Below are 21180 nucleotides of genomic sequence, written 5' to 3' on the forward strand. Positions count from 1 at the left end.
CCGACAAAGATGGTTAGCCGATGACAGAAAACTTACGCCCGATTCGCGAATCTTTCGCGCCATTTGTCCGAGTTTTGGGCAGTGTTCACCGCAGTTTCGGTATTCATCGAGGTTTCGGTATTCATAGCGGTGTCAGGGCTCCACCAGCCCGGCGAGGAATTCCACCAGCAGTCTCTTCGTGACCTCACGTGGCAGCGATTCCACTGCCGCGAGGACGGCCGCCATGTCCAAGGGAGAATCAGCAGAACCCCGAGGATCCAGCCCCGCCGACCTCAAAGCTGCCGCGACAGCGTCACTTGGCAACGCAAGAACATCGGCGACGGTGACATCGCCACGTTCGAATGCTCCGGCCAACTCTGCCAGTGCCGGCGGCGCCTCGGCTGCCGCCGAGCCGCGAACGTCGTCGGCACCGAGGACGAGCGCATTGGTCAACTCGCCGAGCACCGACTCGGTCACCGGGGTGACGGTGAGGTGGGTTGTTCGAGGCAATACAGTTCCGTCAGGTTGCGTCGACGCCGGCTGCCCTTGAAGGACGAAGCCGCGGGCACCGACAGCGCTTACCCAGCGATGCGGATCGACTCGACGTTCGAGGGGCACCGAACCATCGGTGGCGACCGCGAACAGCGGCCCCACCGGCGAGCCCACGACGCGAAGCCCGTCGATGCTCTGGACCGTCTCGATCAGCGCACGGGTGGCCCGCTGCGCCCGGGACACCAGTTCGGCGTACCCCGATTGCCCGAGAACTTGCGAAATCGCCCACGCTCCGGCCAGAGCAGCAACGGATTTGGAACCGAGAAGCGTGGGATTGACCACCGGATACCCCGGCCAGTCCGTGAGCCCGAAATACTGCTTGCGATGCAGGTCACGCCCGCGGTGCAGCAAGACCGAGACGCCCTTGGGTGAGTATCCGTACTTGTGGAAGTCGACCGACATGCTGGTGACACCGGGCACCTGGAAATCCCAGGGCGGCAGATCACCCCACCACGGCAACGCAAGCCCGCCGATGCAGGCGTCGACATGTAATGGAATCGAATGTGCACGAGCAACTTCCGCGACGTCGGCGATCGGGTCGAGCGCCGCGAACGGGTAATTGGGCGCCGAGACGACGATCAGAACCGTGTCCTTCCGAACTGCCGTCGCAATATCTTGTGCGCCCACGCGCCCCGACGTGGGATCTACGGGTACCAGGATGAGTTCCAGTCCGAGTAGGTGCGCTGCCTTGTGGAAAGCGGCGTGCGCGGTGGTCGGAAGAACCAGCGAACCCTCACCCGGCGGGAGCCCGCGGAAGTCGCGAGCTGCCTTGACGGCCAACACACAACTCTCCGTTCCGCCGCTGGTGACATTTCCGACGACTACTCCTCCGGTGTCTGTGTCTGTGTCTGTATCGGTATCTGCGGCTGGGTCTGAAGCTCCATGGAGGAACTCGCGAGCGAACGCAACCAACTCACGCTCCATCACCGCCGTGGACGGGAACACCGTCGGGTCGAGACCGTTGACCGGCTGAACCAATCGAGCTGCGTCCGCTGCCAACTCGTCGAGGGCTGCGAGACCGCTGTCGTACACGTACGACAGAACCCGGCCTCCGTGCGTCGGGGCGTCCTGCTCACGAAGCGAACGCAGCCGAGTCAAGATGTCGGCCGCCCTCTTCTCGAGGTTCGTGCTCTCGACGATCTTGCCCTGAAGTTCCTCGGCCTGAGTGGAACTCATCGTTCACCTACGTTCTCGTGAGTGGATTCTTGTTCGGTGCGGTAGTTCCGCAGTACGACCAGGCTGATCGCAACCAGGATCGCCGGGACGACCGAGAAGCCAAAAGCTATTCCGGTCAGCGCTGATTCCGGTTGCACGACAGTTTCGCCCGCAGTTTTCGAAACGAAGCCGGTCACCGCGAGTACACCCAAGAACACCGCGGGCCCCAGGGCAAGGCCTGCGGTTTCCGAGGCTGTCCAGATACCACTGAGCGAACCACCACGTTGGCGTCCACCGATTCGCGCGTCGTCCTCGATGACGTCAGGAAGCATCGCCAACGGGAAAACCTGCATGCCGGCATATCCGACGCCGGCAAGGGCGACGGCACCGTAGATCCACGAACCGGCGTTGACAGCCGCAAGGGTCAACAACGCCGTCGCGACGACAAACAGAACCGAGGACACGACGTAACCGCGAAGCTTTCCGTACCGATGCGAGAACCGGTACCACAGCGGCATGACGACGAGAGCTGGTCCGACGAGTGCAACGAACAGACCGGTGAGCGCGCCTTCGCTGCCCATCACATAGGTCGCCAGATATTGCGCACCCGCCAACATCACAGCGGTGGCAAGTGCTTGGAGCACAAAGACGATGACCAGCAATCGGAACGCGCGGGTGCGTCGTATCGCGTCGAACCCGTCCCGGTACTGCGAGAGCAACGATCCGACCGGCGCGTCCGCGTGAGTCACCGTGTGGCGCGCCGCTCCGCGAACTGCCCAGATCATTGCCCCACACATCAGCGCCGACACCCCGATCGCCATGACCAGATAACCGCGTGCTCCGCCCCCGGCAGCGTCGCGAAGTTCCGGTCCACCAGCGCCGATGACCAGAATTGTCAGGGCCAACACCGCAATTCGAACCGATACCAAACGAGTGCGTTCGTGGTAATCGCCGGTCAACTCGGTCGGCAACGCGATGTACGGCACCTGAAAGAGGCTGTAGGCACTGGCCGCGAGCAGGAAGAAGACGAGCACCCACAACGCCCCGACTCCGGGGCCCGCAGACACGGGGGCTGAGAACGTGAGAATGAAGAGCAACGGCAGTCCCAAAGCGCCTGCGAGCATGAGTGGCACTCGCGTACCAGTTCGATGAGAGCTTCGATCGCTGATCGACCCGATCAGCGGATCGATCAGGACGTCGGCGATTTTCGGGACAATGACTACAAGCGACGCGAGCGCCGCGGCCACGCCGAGCGTATCGGTCAGGTAGTACGCCAGTACCAGACCTGGAAGCACGCCGAATCCACCCGTGCCGACACTTCCCGCTGCGTATCCGGCCACCACACCACGCGAAAGCCTGTCAGGCGATCTACCTTCACGAAGACGTACCGGTTTGTCTGTAGTCACCGTCCACACACTAATGTCACGACTCCGTACCGCGAGGGCAAAAGAATCTCGATGACCAGAAGTCGCTCACTCGGACGGGCCGGGCATGCCAGACTGTGACCCGATTCGCACACGAACGAAAGCCTGAAGACGATGGTTGATCCACTGACAGAGATCTGGCCTCCGTACGGAGTCACGATCACGTGTGGGCGCATCACCTTGGTCCCTGTGCGCGACGACCATTTCCCCGAACTCGCTGCGCTGGTCCGAGCCGGCATTCACCCTGCCGAACAGATGCCGTTTCTCGTCCCCTGGACGGTGGGCACTCCCGAAGAAGTGTCGCGAAGATTCATCCAATACCACTGGTCGGTCCGCGGAGCGATGACCACGGCCGACTGGAAATTCGAAACAGCCATTGTCGTCGACGGAGAAATTGTCGGCTGCCAGGCGTTCGCCGCGACGGACTTTCCCAAAAGTCGTACCGGTGAAACCGGCTCGTGGATCGGGCGCGGGTTCCAAGGCCGGGGCATCGGCACTCTTGCCCGACAGGCAATCTGCGCATTCGCATTCGACTCTTTGGGCGCACGAAGCGTCGTGTCGTCGGCGTTCACGGACAACCCCGCCTCGATCACGGTGTCGACCAAAGTCGGCTACCGCGCCGACGGCACAGTAGAGGAGTTGGCTGCCGACGGCCGAATGACCGTGCGTCGACTCTTCACCCTCAGGCGCGAAGATTTTGTCGCACCGCCGTACCCCGTCGAAGTGACCGGCGCAGACGCGCTCAGGGCGATGCTGGGTATCGACTGAGCGAGCTACCCGTGCACCGTGACAGCCGGTAGAACAGACGCATGGAACCCTCCGACATGATGGCCGCAGTCACCTCGTCCATGCGCGACCGTACCGGACGCACTCTCGAAGAATGGGTTGAGGCTGTACGGACGTCGGGGGTCGACCCGCTCGATCAGAACGAAGTCCGCAAGTGGCTGAAAGCAGAGCACGGTGTACCGCAGAACTCGCAGTGGGCAATTGCATTCGAGACTGCCAAACAGTCCGGATGGGTGGAGCCGACCGTCGAGCAATACATCGACCAGCAGTACAGCGGTCCGAAGGCAGCACTGCGACCCATCTTCGATGCAGCCCGACGTCTGATCGAAGAGCTCGGAACCGATGTTCGAGTCGAAGGCCGCGGAACATACACGCCCTTTGTTCGCGCTCGCCAATTTGCTGCCATCGCAGCGGCCACCAAAGCCCGAGTCGACCTCGGGCTACGTTTTGTCGAGGCCCCCGGTTCCGAACTTCTGGTGCCGGCCAAAGCTCCCGGGCAGTCGACTCACAAGATCGGGCTCACCAGCACCGAGGACGTGAACGACGAAGTCGGATCGCTGATAGCCATCGCGTATCTACAGAACGGCCGGTAGGACACTAACTCGCCGCCACGCAACCACTCACCGGCACGCTGCACGAAAGTCCCTGTTCTCCTTGTCGGAGAACAGGGACTTTCTTCACCGCGGGGGAAGGTCGCTGCGACGTGTCAGCTCAGGCCGAAGATCGCGCCGATGATGGTCCGAGCAGCCTCGAAGAGCGCATCAACGGACGGGACACCGATTTCAGAGCTGATGGAAAAAAGGGAACCCAACATACGATCCTCCGGAGATAGTTTCTGAATGGCTTACTGCCACAAGGAAAATGCTACGGGTTCTACTTGTGGAACGGAAGCATGGGGACCCCGAGTGTGACAACTCCGGACCAAAGTCCCGGCACCGCAGATCTACTGCACCCCAGCATGATTACTCTCCCCCGCTTCGGATTCGACGCCTTCAGGATTGTCGACGAGGACTTTCGCAACACTCGCCAAAGCCTCCATGCTCGACATTTCCGCGTGAGAGCAGTCGACCAGGTACGGCCGCAGTGGCCCCACCAGTTGGGACCATTTTTCGACCAGGTGACGATGTTCAGGCAGATCATGCTGCGCCACAAACAATTCCACTGAGCCGAAATAGCGCCGCGGCGTGTGGTCCCGAACGATTCGCGACAGTTTTTCAACCCGCCCCACTACGGATTCGAGAACCGTATCGGAAAGGAAATCCATACCGGTCTGCCTTCGGATCTCTGCCGCAACGTCTACGAAAGTCAATGCTGCAGTTTCAGTTTCAACCTCAGCTAGTCCGATCTGTGCAAACAGTTCGGAAGGTTTCGGAGCCGCTTGTACCGATGGCATCATCTCCGGCAACAGCGCGTCGAGCATGACAACCGAACCGACCAGATCGCCCGTCTCTTCGAGTTGGCTCGCCATCTCGAGCGCGATCGTTCCACCGGCAGACCAACCCAGTAGATGGTATTCACCCGACGGCTGCACATTCCGTACGGCATCGACATACCCCGACGCCAACTCCGCCACCGTGCCGGGTAGCTCACCTGCACCCGTTGCCTGGATGCCGTATACCCGTCGACCTTCGAGCTGACCGACGAGTCCGACGTAGCACCAGGCAATTCCGCTGACCGGATGCACACAGAACAACGGCGGCCTTAGGTCATCAGGATTGCCGCCCAACATGACGATCGTGTCCAGCGGATCCGAATGGAACGAATCACCCTCCACGACGTCGGCATGAACGAGATCCATCCGAGAGGCAAGCTCCGCCACAGTTCGATCGGTGAAAATCCATTGAACCGGGAAATCCCTGTTCAGGGTCTCACGCAAGCGCGAAGCCACTCGAACTGCACCCATGGATGTCCCGCCGAGCTCGAAGAAGTCGTCGTAGCGGCCCACCGATTTCGCGCCGGTCACGCCCTCGAATGCCTGTGCCACTTGACGTTCGGTATCCGAGACGGGTCGATCCACACTCGACCCTACCTGCGGCGAAGGAGCAGGAAGTGCCGCTACGTCTATCTTCCCCGAAGCGAGCAACGGGACCACTCCCATCACCGTCACCGAAGAAGGCAGCAGGTGCTTCGGCAGCAGGCCGGAGACAAACCCGCGAAGCTCCGATTCCGTCACCGAACCGTTTTCCGCCAGCGTTACGTACGACCGGAGTTCAGCGGATCCGTGCCCGTCGTCAGAGACGACGGTAACCGAGAAGATCACTGCTCCATGGCTTGACAGAGCCACGTCGACCTCCGCCGGTTCCACGCGGACACCCCGCACCTTCACCTGTGCGTCGTTGCGCCCCAGGTACTCGAGCGCTCGGTCGTGACGCCTACGACGCACGAGGTCACCCGTGCGATACATCCGAGTTCCCACCGCATAAGGATTGGCAACAAAACGCTCGGCAGTCAGACCCGGGGAGGTGACGTACCCCCGTGCCACATTCTCGCCGGCGAGGAATAGTTCTCCCGCAACGCCATCCGGAACCGGTCGGAGCCTCTGATCGAGAACAAACGCCGTCGTGCCAGGTACCGGGGTGCCGACAGTGACGTCCCCGTCAGTGATCCGCGCGGAAATCGATGCCGCGATCGTTGATTCGGTCGGTCCGTATCCGTTGACGATGCGATGGCGGGGTGACCACGCCGACGCAAGGCGGGCAGAGAGCGGCTCCCCCATAGATTCGACGATCAACGGTTGCACTGCATCCGGATCGACTGTGGCCAGGACCGTTGGCGTCACGATCAGATGTGTGACGTCGGCAGCGACCAGCAGATTCGTGAGTTCCTCTCCTCCGTAGACGAAGTCAGGAGCCAGAATCAACGTTCCACACCCTGCCGCCGCCAGAAGAATCTCGATCACCGACGCGTCGAAGGTCGACGACGCCAATTGCAGGACTCGGGGGCCACGATCGAACTCGGCGATCTCGACGTGCGCGGTGTAGACGTTCATGATTCCGCGGTGTGAAACCTCGACACCCTTGGGTCTTCCCGTGGAACCCGACGTGTAGATGACGTAGGCGAGGTTGTCGGGATGAGCCGGCGTTGCCGATACCTCGACAGCCCCACCAGCAGTGCGGGATTCATCCATCGCCACCCACTCGACGGAGTCAGGCAAACTCTCGGATGCACCTCGCGCTGTCAAACCGACAACCGAACGGCACTCCTCGACCATCGTCTGCCGGCGCGCTGTCGGCAGAGCCGGATCGAGCGACAGCCACGCTGCGCCTGCCCGCGCTACCGCCCACAGCGCAACGATCCACAGATGCCCGCGACCGAGCGCAACGGCCACCACGTCATCGGGTCCGATTCCTCGGACCACCAACTCGCGAGTCCAGTGCGACGACTCCTCGTGCAGGTCGCGATAGGTCCAGCGCCTGCCGTTCTCTTCCAGCGCGATGCCGTCGGGTGCCTGCCGCAGCGCGCGTTCGAAAATGTCCGCAATCGTCAGCGGTTCGACGTGTCGAGGATTCGCAGCCGTCAGCGCCGAGCGTTCGAGACCGGACAGCAATTCGATCTCCCCGACCACGATCTCGGGTTCCGCTGTCACTGCTTCGGCGATACGTGTCACGCGCTGCATGAACAGTTCCGCCGTCGACGCGCGGAATCTGTCTGTGGCATAGAGCAATCGAATCGTCAGACTGGCACCGGTGTCGACCAGGTCCCACGTCAAGTCGTAACCGGTCGACGACCCTGCCTTGTCGATGTCGAAGACGGTGATGCCGTCGATCTGCGGCACGTCGAGCGCTCGCCGATATGCCAGCATGACCGTGAACAGGGGATGCTCGTTCATCCTGCGCGGCGGATCGACCTTCGCAACTACATCGTCGAACGAGACGTCCGCGTTCGCCATAGCTTCCAGATCGACACGACGAACCTCGTCCAGGACAGCAGCGAAGCGGTCGGAGGAGTTAATCCTCGTGCGCAATGCGACAGTACCCACCATCATGCCGGCCACGCTCAGCAGCGCCGGATCGTTCCGCAGACTCACAGCTGCTCCCACCACGACGTCGTCCGTGACGCACTCGCGAGCGAGCAGCACGGCAATCACGCTGTGGACAACCATGAATACCGTGACGCCATGCGAACGAGCCAACGCCGACAACGCGTCATAGGTGGCACCGTCGAGGACTTCCGTCACCATCTCGTCGGATCGTGAAGACACCGGACTCCGGGGGTTGTCGACGGGTAGAGCCAACACATCCTCGACGCCACCAAGTGCGTTCGACCAGTAGTCGAGTTGCCGATGCGCCACGCTCAGAAGATCCTCCGGATCGCCCAAGCTCTCTCTCGCCCAGAGACTGTAGTCGCCGTAGCTGATCCCCTCAGCGGAGCAATCCCATTCCCTTCCGAGCGCCCTCGCCTCGAAGGCTGCCGCGAAATCGGCAAGGATCGGGCCCATCGATGCACCGTCGATTGCGATGTGGTGAACAACCAGTACCAGGACAGTCAATCCTGCAGAATCGGCTCCAGCTTTTTCGCTGAACACACGCACACGGAACGGAACATCTCGTTCGAGATCGAACGGCACAGTCGCGAAGGCCGAAGCGCTCGCACGGATATCGTCGACCCACACCGCAGTGAGATCAAATGCAACAGAGTCTATTTCAACCTGTTGTGGACCGAACTCACCCGGAACAAACACAGTTCGCAACACGGCATGGTGATCGACGACGTCACCGAGGGCGCTGCTCAAGACCGAACGATCGATGTCGTCTGCCAGGACCGCTGCAAACGTCAGGTTGTACGCAGTCGATTCCGGCTGAAGCTGATTGATCAGCCAGAGTCGTTGTTGCGAGGGCGCCAGCGGGGCCGGCATGCCGGGATCACGTCGAGTCAGTTCGCGGCGTTTGCCATCGGACGCGCTCGCCGACAGCCACTGAGACATCGCTCGCGGCGAAGGATTGTCGAAGACGGCGCGAACAGGCACGTCCCGCGCGAAGATCGAGGCGAGTCGACCTGCCACCGCTGCCGCGGCCAACGAATCACCACCTGATTCGAACAGGTCGTGCAGAGCGCCGAAACTTCCGGACACGTGTTCCGACATGACAGCGGTGACGAGTTCCTCCGAAACCGTCACTGCTGCATCGGGCGCCTGGCTCTCGAACACATGGCGCCGCAACGCATCTGCGTCCAGTTTTCCATTCGTCGTGAGCGGGATCGACTCCAATACGATCACGCGGCCGGGCATCAGATACGCAGGCAACATCGCGGCCAACTCGATTGTCAGCTGATCCGCCTCCACACCATCGCCAACCGCGCACGCAACGGCGATCTCGTCGACGAGGACAACCGCCGCAGCCTCGACGCCCGTGCACCGCCGCAGAGCTGATTCGATTTCGGCAGGCTCGACGCGGATTCCTCGCACGCTCATCTGACGGTCGGAGCGTCCGACGAATCCGAGCGTGTCATCGGTGCGGCGGTGAACCAGATCACCGGTCCGATAACGGCGGCGTCCACCTGGTGCTGCGACGAACGAGCTGGCGGTGCCGGCGGGATCTCCGGCATAGCCCATCGCAAGCCCGGGCCCGCTGACGTACAACTCACCGATCCCGGCCCACGGCACCGGACGCAGTCGCGTATCCAGTACCTCTGCACCGATTCCGGCGAGCGGAACTCCGATGGTGACCCGATGATCCACCTCGGCGACGGTCGTGACCACCGTGCATTCCGTCGGTCCGTATGCGTTGAGCATTCGCGCGCGGCGACTCCATGCACGCGCGGTGGAAGGTGAGAGCACATCGCCACCGACTGCCACCACCTCCAATGAGTCGAACCGCTCCGGAGCCATGGTGTCGAGTACGGCCGGAGTGGACAACATGTGAGTGACGCCGCGTTCTGCGACGAATTCTTCGAGTGCCCTTCCGCCGAAAGCCTCCCGAGGAGCGACCGCCAAGGTAGCCCCGGCGCCGATCGCCAACATCATCTCGAGAATCGCCGCATCGAACGTCGGTTTGTAACCGTGCAGCACAACCGAGTCCGAAGTCACGCCGTACTTCCGGATTGCGTCGTCGGTAAGAAGGCCCAGACCTCGGTGGGTGACTGCAACGCCTTTCGGTTCACCAGTCGACCCGGACGTGTGAACGACGTACGCGACTGAATCCGGATACTGCCGACCGGGAACGGGGCTGCGGTCGGAGAGCACTGTGCGCAGTTGCTTCAGCCGTGCCGGCGGCAGGTCGGGGTCGATCGGCACGAATGCCGCGCCCGTTTTCGAGATCGCCAACATTCGGACCAGGTACGCGATAGTCCGTACCGCCGGAATCTCGTACACGGCACCCGGTCCTGCGCCCCGAGCCACCAGTTCCCAGGCTTGGGCATCCGAGGCAGAGTCGAGTTCGGCATACGTCACCGTGCGCTGCCCGTCGTCGAGAGCAATGTTGTCAGGGAATCGCGCCGCTGTGGCGGCGAAAATCTGGGTCAGCGTCCGGGACGAATCGACCTCGACAGCAGTCCAACTGGGCGCCGCGCCCACCGCGAGATCCGAAACGAGTACTGGCACATCCTCGGCCATCGAGGTGAGCACTCTCGACAGTTGTCGAGCAACCGCGTCGGCGCTCGAAGGATCGAACGCGCTCGCGGCATAGATGAGCGCTCCGGTCAACGATCCGTCGACAGCGGGTGCGAGCGAGACGTGCATGGGGAACTTCGTTGTCGCGGTCTCGATTTCGCGAGCCTCAATCGTGAGACCGGCCACCTCCACGGCAGGGATCGCGAAGTTCTGCAGACCCAGCGCAATCTGGGGAGTTCGTCCGCCGAGCAGCTCACCAACCAATTCGGCAGGAACAGAGCTGTTTTCGAATGCTGCCACATCAGCATCGAAAGCTGCACCCAACAGAAGGTCGATCGGCACGTCCCCGTCGATCCGCAGGCGAAGAGGCACCGTATCCACGAACATGCCGACCACGCCGTCGAGCTCAGGCGTACGCCGTCCGTCGACAGCAGTCGCGATCACGACATCGGGATTTCCACTCAGCTTGGCAAGCACCACGGACAACGCCGCATGAACCACCGCAAACAGCGAGACCTTCAATCGATCGGCTCGCGCCTGCAGTGCCGAGGTGATGACGGCTGGAATCACGAAGTTCACTCGCTGCGCTACGGAATCCGGCCCGCCATCAGAATGATCCACCGTCAGCGGCGACACAGATGTCACACCGTCGAGCGTTCGGCGCCAGAACTCCTCGACGACAGGGGAAACGTCACGTGCTGTCTCCCACGCGGCAAAATCCCCGTACTGGATCGGCAGCGGAGACCATTGCGGATCCAGTCCAGCTCGTCGCTTGCCGTAAGCGGTCAGCAGGTCGCCGACCACCGTTCGCATCGACACCCCGTCGACTGCGATGTGATGAAAGCTCACTGCCAGAACGTGCCTGACCGGTGACACCTGGAGCAGCATCCAGCGCACCGGCAGGTCTGCCGCTACATCGAAACCGCGCGAGCCGAACTCTCGCAGCAGCACCTCGACCTCGATGTCGGCGACCAGTCGCGTTTCCATTGTCAGGGAGGTCGGAGGATCCACGACCTGAACCGGTGGAGTGCCCGGATATCGGGTTCTGAGGACGTCATGACGGCCGACAAGATCCGTCGCTGCGTGACGCAGCGCGGGCACGTCGAGTTCACCGTCGATCTCGATGCAGATCGGCAGGTTGTACGCACCGCTCGACGTGTTCCGCTGGTTCAGTACCCACATCGCACGCTGGTTCCGTGACAGAGGTGCGGGCGTGGGGTCGCGCCGCGGTTCCAGTCGGACAACATCGGTCGCCGGGCCACTCTGCTCGAGCGAATCGATCCGGGCCGCCAACGCCGCAACTGTTGGATGCTCGAATACGGTCCGGAGCGGAACAACCAGCCCCAGAGAACTACTCAAGAGCGAGGTAACCTCCGCGGCCGACAGCGAGTTGCCGCCGAGCGAGAAGAAGTCTGCGTCGCGGTCGTCCTCATTCCCGCCGAGCACCGAAGTAAAAGCTTCGGCAACAAGGCGTTCTGTGGCGGTGGCCGGCCCCTGTGCACGGGAAGCATCCAGTGTCGGCGCCGGGAGACGGGCGAAGTCGACCTTGCCGTTCCGCATCGGAAGCGCGCCCTCGATTTCGACGATGACATGCGGAACCATGTACGTCGGAAGGACTTCTGCGACAGCGGCGCGAAGTTGACCCGTGTCAACTCTTTCGGCATCCGAGCTTCGCACGTAGGCGACCAACAGAGGACTTCCACCCTGGGCCGACCGAACCCCGGCGACGCAGAAATCGACGTTCGCGACAGACTGAATGACTGCCTCGATCTCACCCGGTTCGATCCGGACACCGTTGACCTTCACCTGCACGTCGGTTCGCTCGAGATAATGCAGGCGATACATATTGCCTTCAGATTTGGGGCTTTCCGGCTTCCACATCACCAGATCGCCGGTCCGGTACATCCGGACTCCTGAACTCGTTGCCACGAATCGCTCCGCGGTTCGGGCCGGTTGGCCGGCGTAACCGCGCGCGAGCATTCGACCGGAGAGATACAGTTCGCCGGCGACTCCCGGCGGCACCGGTTCGAGTCGATCATCGAGCACGACGGCGTCGACCCCGGCCAGTGGATACCCGACGGATCCGTCGTGAGTGTCAGCTGACCGATGTTCGATCGACAGTGGTTCGGTAGCAAGCGAATACATCGCGGACTCGGCCGGTCCGTATCCGTTGATCACTCTGCGTCCGGCTTGCCAGCGCTTCGCCAACGCACCGCCGAGTCGCTCGCCCCCGAACATCACCGTTGCAAGGTCCGGCAGCGAAGGATCGCCGATCGAGGCGACGACAGTAGGTGTGGCGCACAGATGAGTAATTCGCTCGCGCCTCAGTGCTGATGCAAGTCCCGAGCCGAACAGTTGGTCGTCCTTCGCCAGAACGAGCGTCGCCCCGGACGCACTCGCGATGAGCACCTCGAGCAACGTCATGTCGAACCCTGGCGCTCCGCGATGGAATACGCGCGAACCCGGACCAGCCGAGAATCGACGGGGCAGGTCTTCGGCGATCACGCCGAGCCCGCCGTTGGTCACCACCACGGCCTTCGGAGTTCCAGTCGTTCCTGACGTGAAAACTACGTAGGCCGCGAGGTTCTCGGAATGCTGTCGCACCCAGTCTGCGTCCTGCTCACCACCGGCGTCGAGGCCGCAGACCGCGCCGTCGCCCAGTGCTTCGAGGACATCGCGTACTCGCGCCTGCGGCTGTTCCGGGTCCATCAATGCCGGAGCTGCACCGACCTTCGCGATCGCCCACAATCGCACGATTGACGCAATGGACCGATCGGCAGTCCAGGCAACGACGTGGTCCACTCCGACTCCCCCGGAACGCAACTCGTCGGCTGCGACGTCCGACTGTGCATCGAGTTCTCGGTAAGTGAGTGTGTTGCCCTCAGCTTCGACCGCCACGGCATCCGGAGCGAATTCGACGCCGTATCGCAGCATCGAGGCAAGCGTCGTACCGGAACACCGAGATGCATCGGGCCGGTCGACCGCGCCGTGTGCGGGGACGAGAAGAGCTCGCTCCGCACTCGTCAACAGGTCGATTCGCCCTACCTCGACATTGGGGTCGACAGACACTTGATTCAGGAGGTGCTCGAACCGACCCGCAAAGCTCGATACCGTCAGATCATCGAATAGATCAGCGTTGTACACGAATTCGAGACCGAGACCGCCCCCGATCCCCTCGTCTGTCACGTTGAGCTGCAGATCGAAATTTGCTTGCCTGACATCGGGCGAGATCTGAGTGACGGACAACCCCGGTATGGACCACGCGGCGGAATGAGTTGTCTGGAACGAGAGCGCCACCTGGAACAACGGATGTCGCGAACGCGATCGCGGTGGGTCGATCAGATCAACCAGCGATTCGAAGGGCATCTCTGCGTGCGCGAACGCCGCTACGTCTCGCTGACGAACCTGCTCGACCAACCGGCCGAACGACTTCGACGGATCGACTTCGGTCCGAAGAACAATCGTTCCGGCAAACATGCCGACCAGCTCGTCGAGTTCAGGTGTGACGCGTCCGGACACAACAGTGCCGACAGCTACGTCATTGCTGTCGTTGTACCTCGCCAGCAGCGCCGCGAGTGCAGCGTGGACAACCATGAACATGGTTCCGTTGTTCGATCGTGCGAGTGCTTGAAGGCCCGTCCGTACCGAACCCGAGATCTCTGCCCGGCAGCTCGACGCGCGGGCGGACGTCGAACGCGGACGGTCCAGGGGTAGCGTCACCTGCTCGGGAAGGCCTTCGAGAGCCTGCTTCCAGTAGCTGGATACCGTCTCGGAAATCCCGGATTCCCGTTGCCATGCGCTGTAATCGGAGTATTCGAGCGCGAGCGGCGACCACGTCGGAGCTTGCTGCGCCGAGCGAGCGATGTACGCCGCCGTGAAGTCACGTACCAACAAGTCGAGCGATCGAGCATCGGCGGCAATGTGATGGATAACAACAGCCAGGATGTACTCGTCAGGCGAAAGCTGGAGAAGTGCCGCACGTACGGGCGGATCCACGGTGACATCGAAGCCCGAACCCACCAGTTCTGCAACACGATTCTCGACGTCGTCGCCGTCGAGTGCCTCGAGCTGAAACAGCGGCATCGCGTCCTCGGCGTCGAGCACCGTCTGAACCGGACGCTCGCCGACAACCGGATATACGGTCCGCAGAGTGCGATGACGGTCGATCAGGTCGTGAATTGCCAGTCCGGCTGCAGCTACGTCCAATTCACCCGTCAGGCGTAACACGATCGGGATGTTGTAGCCGGAGGACTCTGTATCCAACTGATTCAGAATCCACATTCGGTGTTGGGGAGCCGACAGCTGCACCTCCGCAGTGCCTGGGCGAGGTACCAAAGACAGACGAGGTACCAAAGACAACGGAGACGCTTGCCCCGTGCCGATTCGTGCGGCAGCGATGCCGGCGAGCTGATCGACGAATGGGTGCTCGAACACATCGCGGACGTCGAGGTTACAGCCCAAAGCGGAGTTCAGGCGCGACGAAAGACGAGTGGCGATCAAGGAATTGGCCCCTTGATCGAAGAGGTTCCGGACCGGATCTATATGCGGAACTTCCATCAAATCGCTCAGAATAGCTGCAACTGTCTGAGCGAAGAAGTCTCGCGACTGCCGAGACGGCTGCACTTGCGACGTCGGGTCCGGCAGTGATGCTCGGTCGATCTTGCCGTTGATCGTGACCGGCAATGACGGAAGCGGCATCAAAGCCGACGGGACCATATGTGCGGGCAACAACGAACGAGCAGTCCGCAACACACCGTCGAGGTCGTGTCCGTTCTCAGGGGTGATGTAACCGACCAAAGTCGGCCCACTGTCGAGTTCTCTCACCACCACCGTGGCCTGCTCCACCGACGTGTGAGCCAACAGCGCGGATTCGACCTCGCCCGGTTCGACGCGGTAACCGCGCAGGGCCATCTGACCGTCGGCGCGGCGAACATATTCGAGTCGACCGGCTCGCCGACGGACCAGATCGCCGCTGCGGTACATCCGCGATCCTTCGAATCCGGGTTCAGACACAAATCGGGAAGACGTCATCCCTGGTTGACCCAAGTAGCCTTCGGCCACCTGCGGACCGGCAACGTACAGTTCGCCGACAGATCCCGGCGGGACGGGCTTCAACGACGCGTCGAGCACGTAGCTGCGAAACCCTGGTAGTGGGGACCCGATCGGCGAGACAGTCTCGTTACCGGAGATGAGATCGAAATTGGTTACATGGACCGTGGTTTCGGTGATTCCGAACATATTGACACCCCGCACGTCCGGGTGCCGATCGAACCAACCCTGCACGCGCCCGACGTCGAGGCGATCGCCGCCGAAAACAATCGTCCGGAGCGGAAGCAGCATTTCCTGCGTAACTTCCGCCAACGCATAGAAGGCGGCCGGGGTCTGATTCAGAACGGTGACTTTCTCCCGCACAATCAGATCCGCGAATCTTTCGGGAGAACGCGCGACATCACCGTCTACGATCACCAGGGATCCGCCAGTGGTCAACGCACCCCACATCTCCCAGACCGAGAAGTCGAATGCGTGCGAATGAAACATCGACCACACGTCTTCGTCGCCGAAGTCGAAGATCCCGCGAGTCGAGGCCAGCAGAGCCAACACGTTGTCCTGAGTCACCACCACGCCTTTGGGCGCTCCGCTTGATCCGGACGTGTAGATCACGTAGGCGGCGGCCGCCGACTGTGGAACAGGCCAACCACCCGTCGCGTCAGCCGTCTCGTTCACGAGGATGACAGCTTGCTCGTACCCGACGAACCGCCCAGCTGATTCGTCCGTCGACAAAATCGCTTTCGGGCCTGCATCGGCAAGTACGTAGTGGATGCGAGCGTCGGGATACTGCAAGTCGATCGGGACGTACGCAGCGCCCGCGCGAACGACGGCGAAGATGGCTACGACGAGGTCGACCGATCGAGGCAGGGCGACCGCCACGCGATCCCCGACTCCAATTCCTCGATCGATCAAGACGGCGGCAAGGCCCTCCGAACGAACTCGCATCTCTTCATAGGTGACGCGAGTATCGCCACTCGACACCGCGATTGCATTCGGATGCCGGGCTGCGAATGCCCCGAAGAGGTCGGGCAGCGACTGCGCGACAATCGAAGGCCCCGGCACCCAAGCCAGCAATTCTTCGCGCTCCGCAACGCTGAGAACATCGATGTCACGCAGCATGATTGACGAGTTCTCGGTAATCGAGTCACATACTCGACGCAGTCGCTCGACCCAGCTCTGTACGGTGCCCGCATCGAACAGATCGGCGGCATATCGGAAAGTGCCGCGAACACCGCTTGCGTCGCCGTCAATCGTACGATCCTCGCGCACAGTCACTTCGAGGTCGAAGCGAGGGTGCGCGGGAGGTAGCGGAGTGCCGTGGGCCGTCAAAGTTCCCACCGAGATCTCGGAATCCGGTGCTACCGGATCGACAGCGAGAACAACTCTGAGGAAGGAATTCTTGTCGCCTGCGGCCCCACCGACCGCGCGGTTTACCACCCAGTCGAACGGGACGTCGGCATTGGACAAAGCTGCCACGTCAGCCTCGCGTACCCGACTCAAGAACTCACCGAAGGTGTCTCCGCCGCGAAGGAGCGTTCGCAGCGCCACGGTCCCGACGAACATACCGACGGCGCCGTCGAACGAAGGGTGTGTTCGGCCGGACGTCGGGGTTCCGATGACCACATCGGACGCACCGGTGATCTTGCTCAGCGCAATCGCAAGGCAGGCGTGCAACACCATGAAGGTTGTGCAGTGATGCGCTCGAGCGATCTCGTTGAGCGCCGCGTGGACGGACGAGGGCAATTCGAAAGTCACGTCCCGAGCCGACGACGGTTGGTCCGGTCGGCGGGATCTGTCCACGGGAAGCGCAAGAGTCGGATCAACGCCGGCGAGTGCGTCGGACCAGAATTCCAGCTGGCGACCTGCCAAGCTCTGTGGATCCGCAGGATCACCGAGAATGGTTCTGTGCCAAGCGGAATAGTCGCGGTAGTCGAGCGCGGGCAAAGGCCAGATCGGCGACCGTCCGTCGGCGCGAGCGTCGTACGCGGAGATCAGGTCAGAAACGATCGTTGCGAACGAAAGGCCGTCCAAGGCTATGTGATGCGCAACTACGGTCAAGCGGTGGTCGGCATCGCTGCCGGAGGTGAGGATCAAACGAAGCGGCGCATCGGTCTCCAGATCGAAACCTGCCGCAACCCAATCCGCTGACGCAGCCCCGTAATCCTCGGACGGAACCTCGATCAGAGTCACCGGAGTCGCGGTCGCAACCTGGATCGGCCACGTGTCGTGATTCTGTTCGAACGAGAACACGGTACGCAAGACGAGATGGCGATCCGTCAGGTCGGCTACCGCCGCCCTCATCGCCTCTGTATCCAGTGCACCACTGAACGCGACCTCGAACGCGATGTTGTAAGCCGACGACTGGGGATCGCGACGGTTGAGCAGCCATAGACGTTGTTGCGCCGGAGCGATTTCGACGGTGACCTCGTCCGAAATGCGCTCGGGCTCCACCACCCACTCCGCCCGGTCCTCACGAATCTTCTGGGCCAGACGCGCCGGAGTCGGGGCGCCGAACACGTCCCTGACACCAACTCGTCTACCGAGTGCAGAACTCACGCGCGCTGCAACATACACGGCGTCGAGGGAACTACCGCCCCAGGCGAACAAGTCGGAGTGCGGTCCGAGAACTCCGACGCCCAGGACCTCGGCCATCACCGAGGCAATCAATTCCTCGTCGTACTCGATCGGACGGTGCACGGTCGAGTGCTGCTCGGCGACCGCGGACCATGTCGGTTCAGGAAGCGCTGAACGGTCCGTCTTTCCATGGCTCGTGACGGGCAACGCTGCCAGAATCGTCACCGAACCCGGAAGCATGGAACGTGGAAGTAGTGAAGCCAGATGTTCGTGGACCGCCTTCTGACTCAATAGATGAGCAGTGCCGTCCCCACCTTCGGCCGCAGTCACGTACGCCGCAAGCGACCCGGATCGCTCGACCACCGCTGCTTGCGCAACACCGGGAGTCGACAGGAGCACAGCCTCGATCTCGCCCAGTTCGACGCGTACTCCACGGATCTTGACTTGTTGATCAGAGCGGCCCAAGAACTCGAGCTGACCGGCATCGTTCCATCGCACGACGTCGCCGGTGCGGTACATGCGCTCGCCGGCACCAGTGGCACCAAAGGGCGCCGCTACGAAACGCTCCGAGGTCAGCGTCGGGGAAAGGTACCCGCGCGCCAGTCCTGGTCCCATCACGTACAGCTCACCCACGGCGCCGACCGGAGTCGGACGCAACCACGAATCCAACACCACAGCGGCAACGCCGTCGATCGGACGCCCGATCGGAGTATCACCGCCAGGCTCGAGTGGCTCGCTCATGAATGCCGCGACGGTCGCTTCACTGGGTCCGTACGAATTAACGATGTCGACATGACTCGACCACACATCCACGAGCGCCACCGGCGGTCGCTCGCCACCGACGTTCAACACTCGAAGATCCGGCAGTTTCCGAGGATCCATCGTCAGCGGAACCGATGGTGTCGAGATCAGGTGCGTGACACCCTCGAGCCGCAGATAGTCTTCGAGGTCCACTCCGCCGATCAATCCGGGAGGAACGATCACGGCGGTCGCGCCGCAGCCGTGAGCAAGCAGAATCTCGAGGATCGCCACGTCGAACGAGGTAGCTGCCAGGAGCGCGACGCGGGAGGAACTATCGATGTTCAGTCGCCTGGCGTGAGAACGCAGCAACGGCGCAATGCCTCGGTGCGTGACCGCGACGCCCTTCGGTCGTCCGGTCGACCCCGACGTGTAGACCACGTAGGCGGTGTCGTCCAGAGACAGGGCGGCGATAGATGAACCCGCCCCCACACGTCGATTCACCGGCCCTTCGACGGTCTCGTCTTCCCTGGGGTCGACGACGCAGACCCAAGCCGGCACGTTCACGAGTTCGCCACCGATCACAACGGACACGTCGGCGTCGTCGAGAATGAAAGCGACACGCTCGGAGGGTGTTTGAGGATCCACGAAAAGAAGGGCAGCACCAGCCCGCGCTACTGCATGAAATGCAACTACGGAATCGGTCGAGCGCTCGGTGAGGATCCCGACGACGTCACCTCGTTCGACGCCGTTCTCCACGAGCAAGGCGCACAGTGCATCCGCGCGAGCGCCGAGCTGGTCGTAAGTGACGTCCACACCTTGCTCGCGGATCGCGACGGCGCTCCCCTGCCCTGCGCCGCCTCTGACGACCGAATCGAGCGTCGCGAATCCGTCCGTCCGCGGACCTAACGCGGGGACCAGATCCTTCGCTTCGTCCGTCGAGAGGATGCGGAGGTCACCGAGCGCACGGGTAGCCGAGTCGAGGAATCCCTCGAGAAACCGAACGAACTGACGATGATGCATCGCCAGGTCACGTTCGCTGTAGAGGCGTGGATTGGCTTCGAAGGACAGGCGAACGTTCTCCCCCGCGATCGACGGATAAATGCTGAAGAACAGATCTTCGGTGGGTCCGGATGTGAGGACGTGAAATTCGCCGACGACGTCGCCGAGCCGAATGGCTTCGTGAAACATCATGACGTTCACGGCCGGGCCCGCCGCCTCACGGGATCCGCCCTGACCCTCCTGGAAGCCCATGTCCTCGTAGCGGAATCGCTGGTGGCGTAGTGCACCGGTCATCTGAACCGAGATCTGACGCACCAGTTCTTGTGGCGACAGATCCCGTTCGAGTTGCGCACGAACAGGCACGATGTTGGACAGCATCCCACCTGAACGTTTCGACGTCGCCGTGGTGCGGCCGGACACCGGCAAGCTGAGGACTACGTCATCGGAATCAGTCATGCGGCCGAGATAGGACGCGAATGCACCGACGAGGACCGCCACCTCGGACGTAGTCCACTCGGTCGCGACATCCGAAAGCTGTTTTGCAAGAGTTGGATTCAGTGTCCGCACCATCATGCGCTGCGGCATGGACGTCAGGCCGGCGCCGTCGGCGAGGCGAACCGGGCGGGGCAGGCCTTCGGACATCTCCGTCCAGTACTGCTTGTCCGATCGATACCGCGACGAGGATCGGTAGTCGACGTCGAGGTCATGCAGTGCACGAACCCCGAGACCACCGAAAGGAGTCAGCGTCTTGCCATGAACCAGATGCGAATAGCGCTCGGCCACCCGCGCGGTGAGTGTCATCGCCGCATGTCCGTCGAGCACGAGATGATGGGCGTGCGAGTACCAGAAATAGTGATCGTCTGCCAGATGAAGCAAAGTCGCCGAGATCAGGCGGTCAGACATCACGTCAAGTGGCCGTGAGTATTCCGCGGTCATCCACTCGTTCGCGCGCTGAACCGGGTCGTCGTCGCTGCGTAAGTCGAGGTATGCGAGATCGTCGACGATCGAGTGATCGACAATCTGCGCCGGCTCGGCATCAGTGGCGACGAGGCGAACGAACGGCGACTCCAATTCATGACATGCCGTGTTCGTTGCCTCGATCAGAGCGTCGACGTCAACCGGTCCTCGTAGCTCCACGTACTGAGCCACCACGAACGGAGTTGACGGACTCAGTTGCTGCGCAAACCACAGCGCGAGCTGAGCCCGAGACAACGGAAAAGCACTCAACCCGTCACCTCACATTTCACCAGCCTTGTTTTTCACGAACATTCGATGGCTGATCACGTGAATCCATGGGAGCGAACACCACGAACGGCCGAACCGAACCCTACTGTCTCGTCTAAGTTTTCACCACTGGGCCAACACTGCTAGACA

The 21180-nt window shown here is 62.0% G+C and carries 5 protein-coding genes; 2 read left to right on the forward strand and 3 right to left on the reverse strand.

The features are described from left to right. Positions 1–132: 132 nt before the first annotated feature. A complete protein-coding gene (locus ABX74_RS25180; RefSeq protein WP_172932050.1) occupies positions 133–1707 on the reverse strand; it encodes a pyridoxal phosphate-dependent decarboxylase family protein in 1575 nt (524 codons plus the stop codon). Then, positions 1704–3101, reverse strand: a complete 1398-nt coding sequence (locus ABX74_RS25185) for an MFS transporter (protein ID WP_019748790.1) — start codon at positions 3099–3101, stop codon at positions 1704–1706. Before ABX74_RS25185 ends, ABX74_RS25180 begins: the two co-directional genes overlap by 4 nt. A 123-nt stretch (positions 3102–3224) precedes the next feature. Between ABX74_RS25185 and ABX74_RS25190 the strand changes: the two genes are divergently transcribed. Both ABX74_RS25190 and ABX74_RS25195 read left to right on the forward strand, forming a co-directional pair. Next, the gene (locus ABX74_RS25190; protein ID WP_019748791.1) at positions 3225–3878 is read left to right on the forward strand and encodes a GNAT family N-acetyltransferase; all 654 of its coding nucleotides are present in this window, start codon (positions 3225–3227) and stop codon (positions 3876–3878) included. A 41-nt stretch (positions 3879–3919) separates the two neighbouring features. Beyond that, positions 3920–4489, forward strand: coding sequence for a DUF5655 domain-containing protein (locus ABX74_RS25195; RefSeq protein ID WP_019748792.1), 570 nt, complete (start codon positions 3920–3922; stop codon positions 4487–4489). 350 nt (positions 4490–4839) lie between these two features. On the opposite strand, the gene ABX74_RS25200 is transcribed toward ABX74_RS25195, so the two are convergent. After that, positions 4840–21033 carry a non-ribosomal peptide synthetase gene (locus tag ABX74_RS25200; protein WP_047889946.1) on the reverse strand — a complete coding sequence of 5398 codons (16194 nt, stop codon included), beginning with the start codon at positions 21031–21033 and terminating at the stop codon, positions 4840–4842. Positions 21034–21180 lie beyond the last annotated feature (147 nt).

Origin of the sequence: Rhodococcus sp. ARP2 (genome assembly GCF_001029585.1) — a bacterium.
GTDB lineage: Bacteria > Actinomycetota > Actinomycetes > Mycobacteriales > Mycobacteriaceae > Rhodococcus_F > Rhodococcus_F erythropolis.

Excerpts from the sequence above, each read along its gene's own strand:
- ABX74_RS25180 (WP_172932050.1), bottom strand. The coding sequence starts at position 1,707 with ATGAGTTCCACTCAGGCCGAGGAACTTCAGGGCAAGATCGTCGAGAGC.
- ABX74_RS25190 (WP_019748791.1), top strand. The coding sequence starts at position 3,225 with ATGGTTGATCCACTGACAGAGATCTGGCCTCCGTACGGAGTCACGATC.
- ABX74_RS25195 (WP_019748792.1), top strand. The coding sequence starts at position 3,920 with ATGGAACCCTCCGACATGATGGCCGCAGTCACCTCGTCCATGCGCGAC.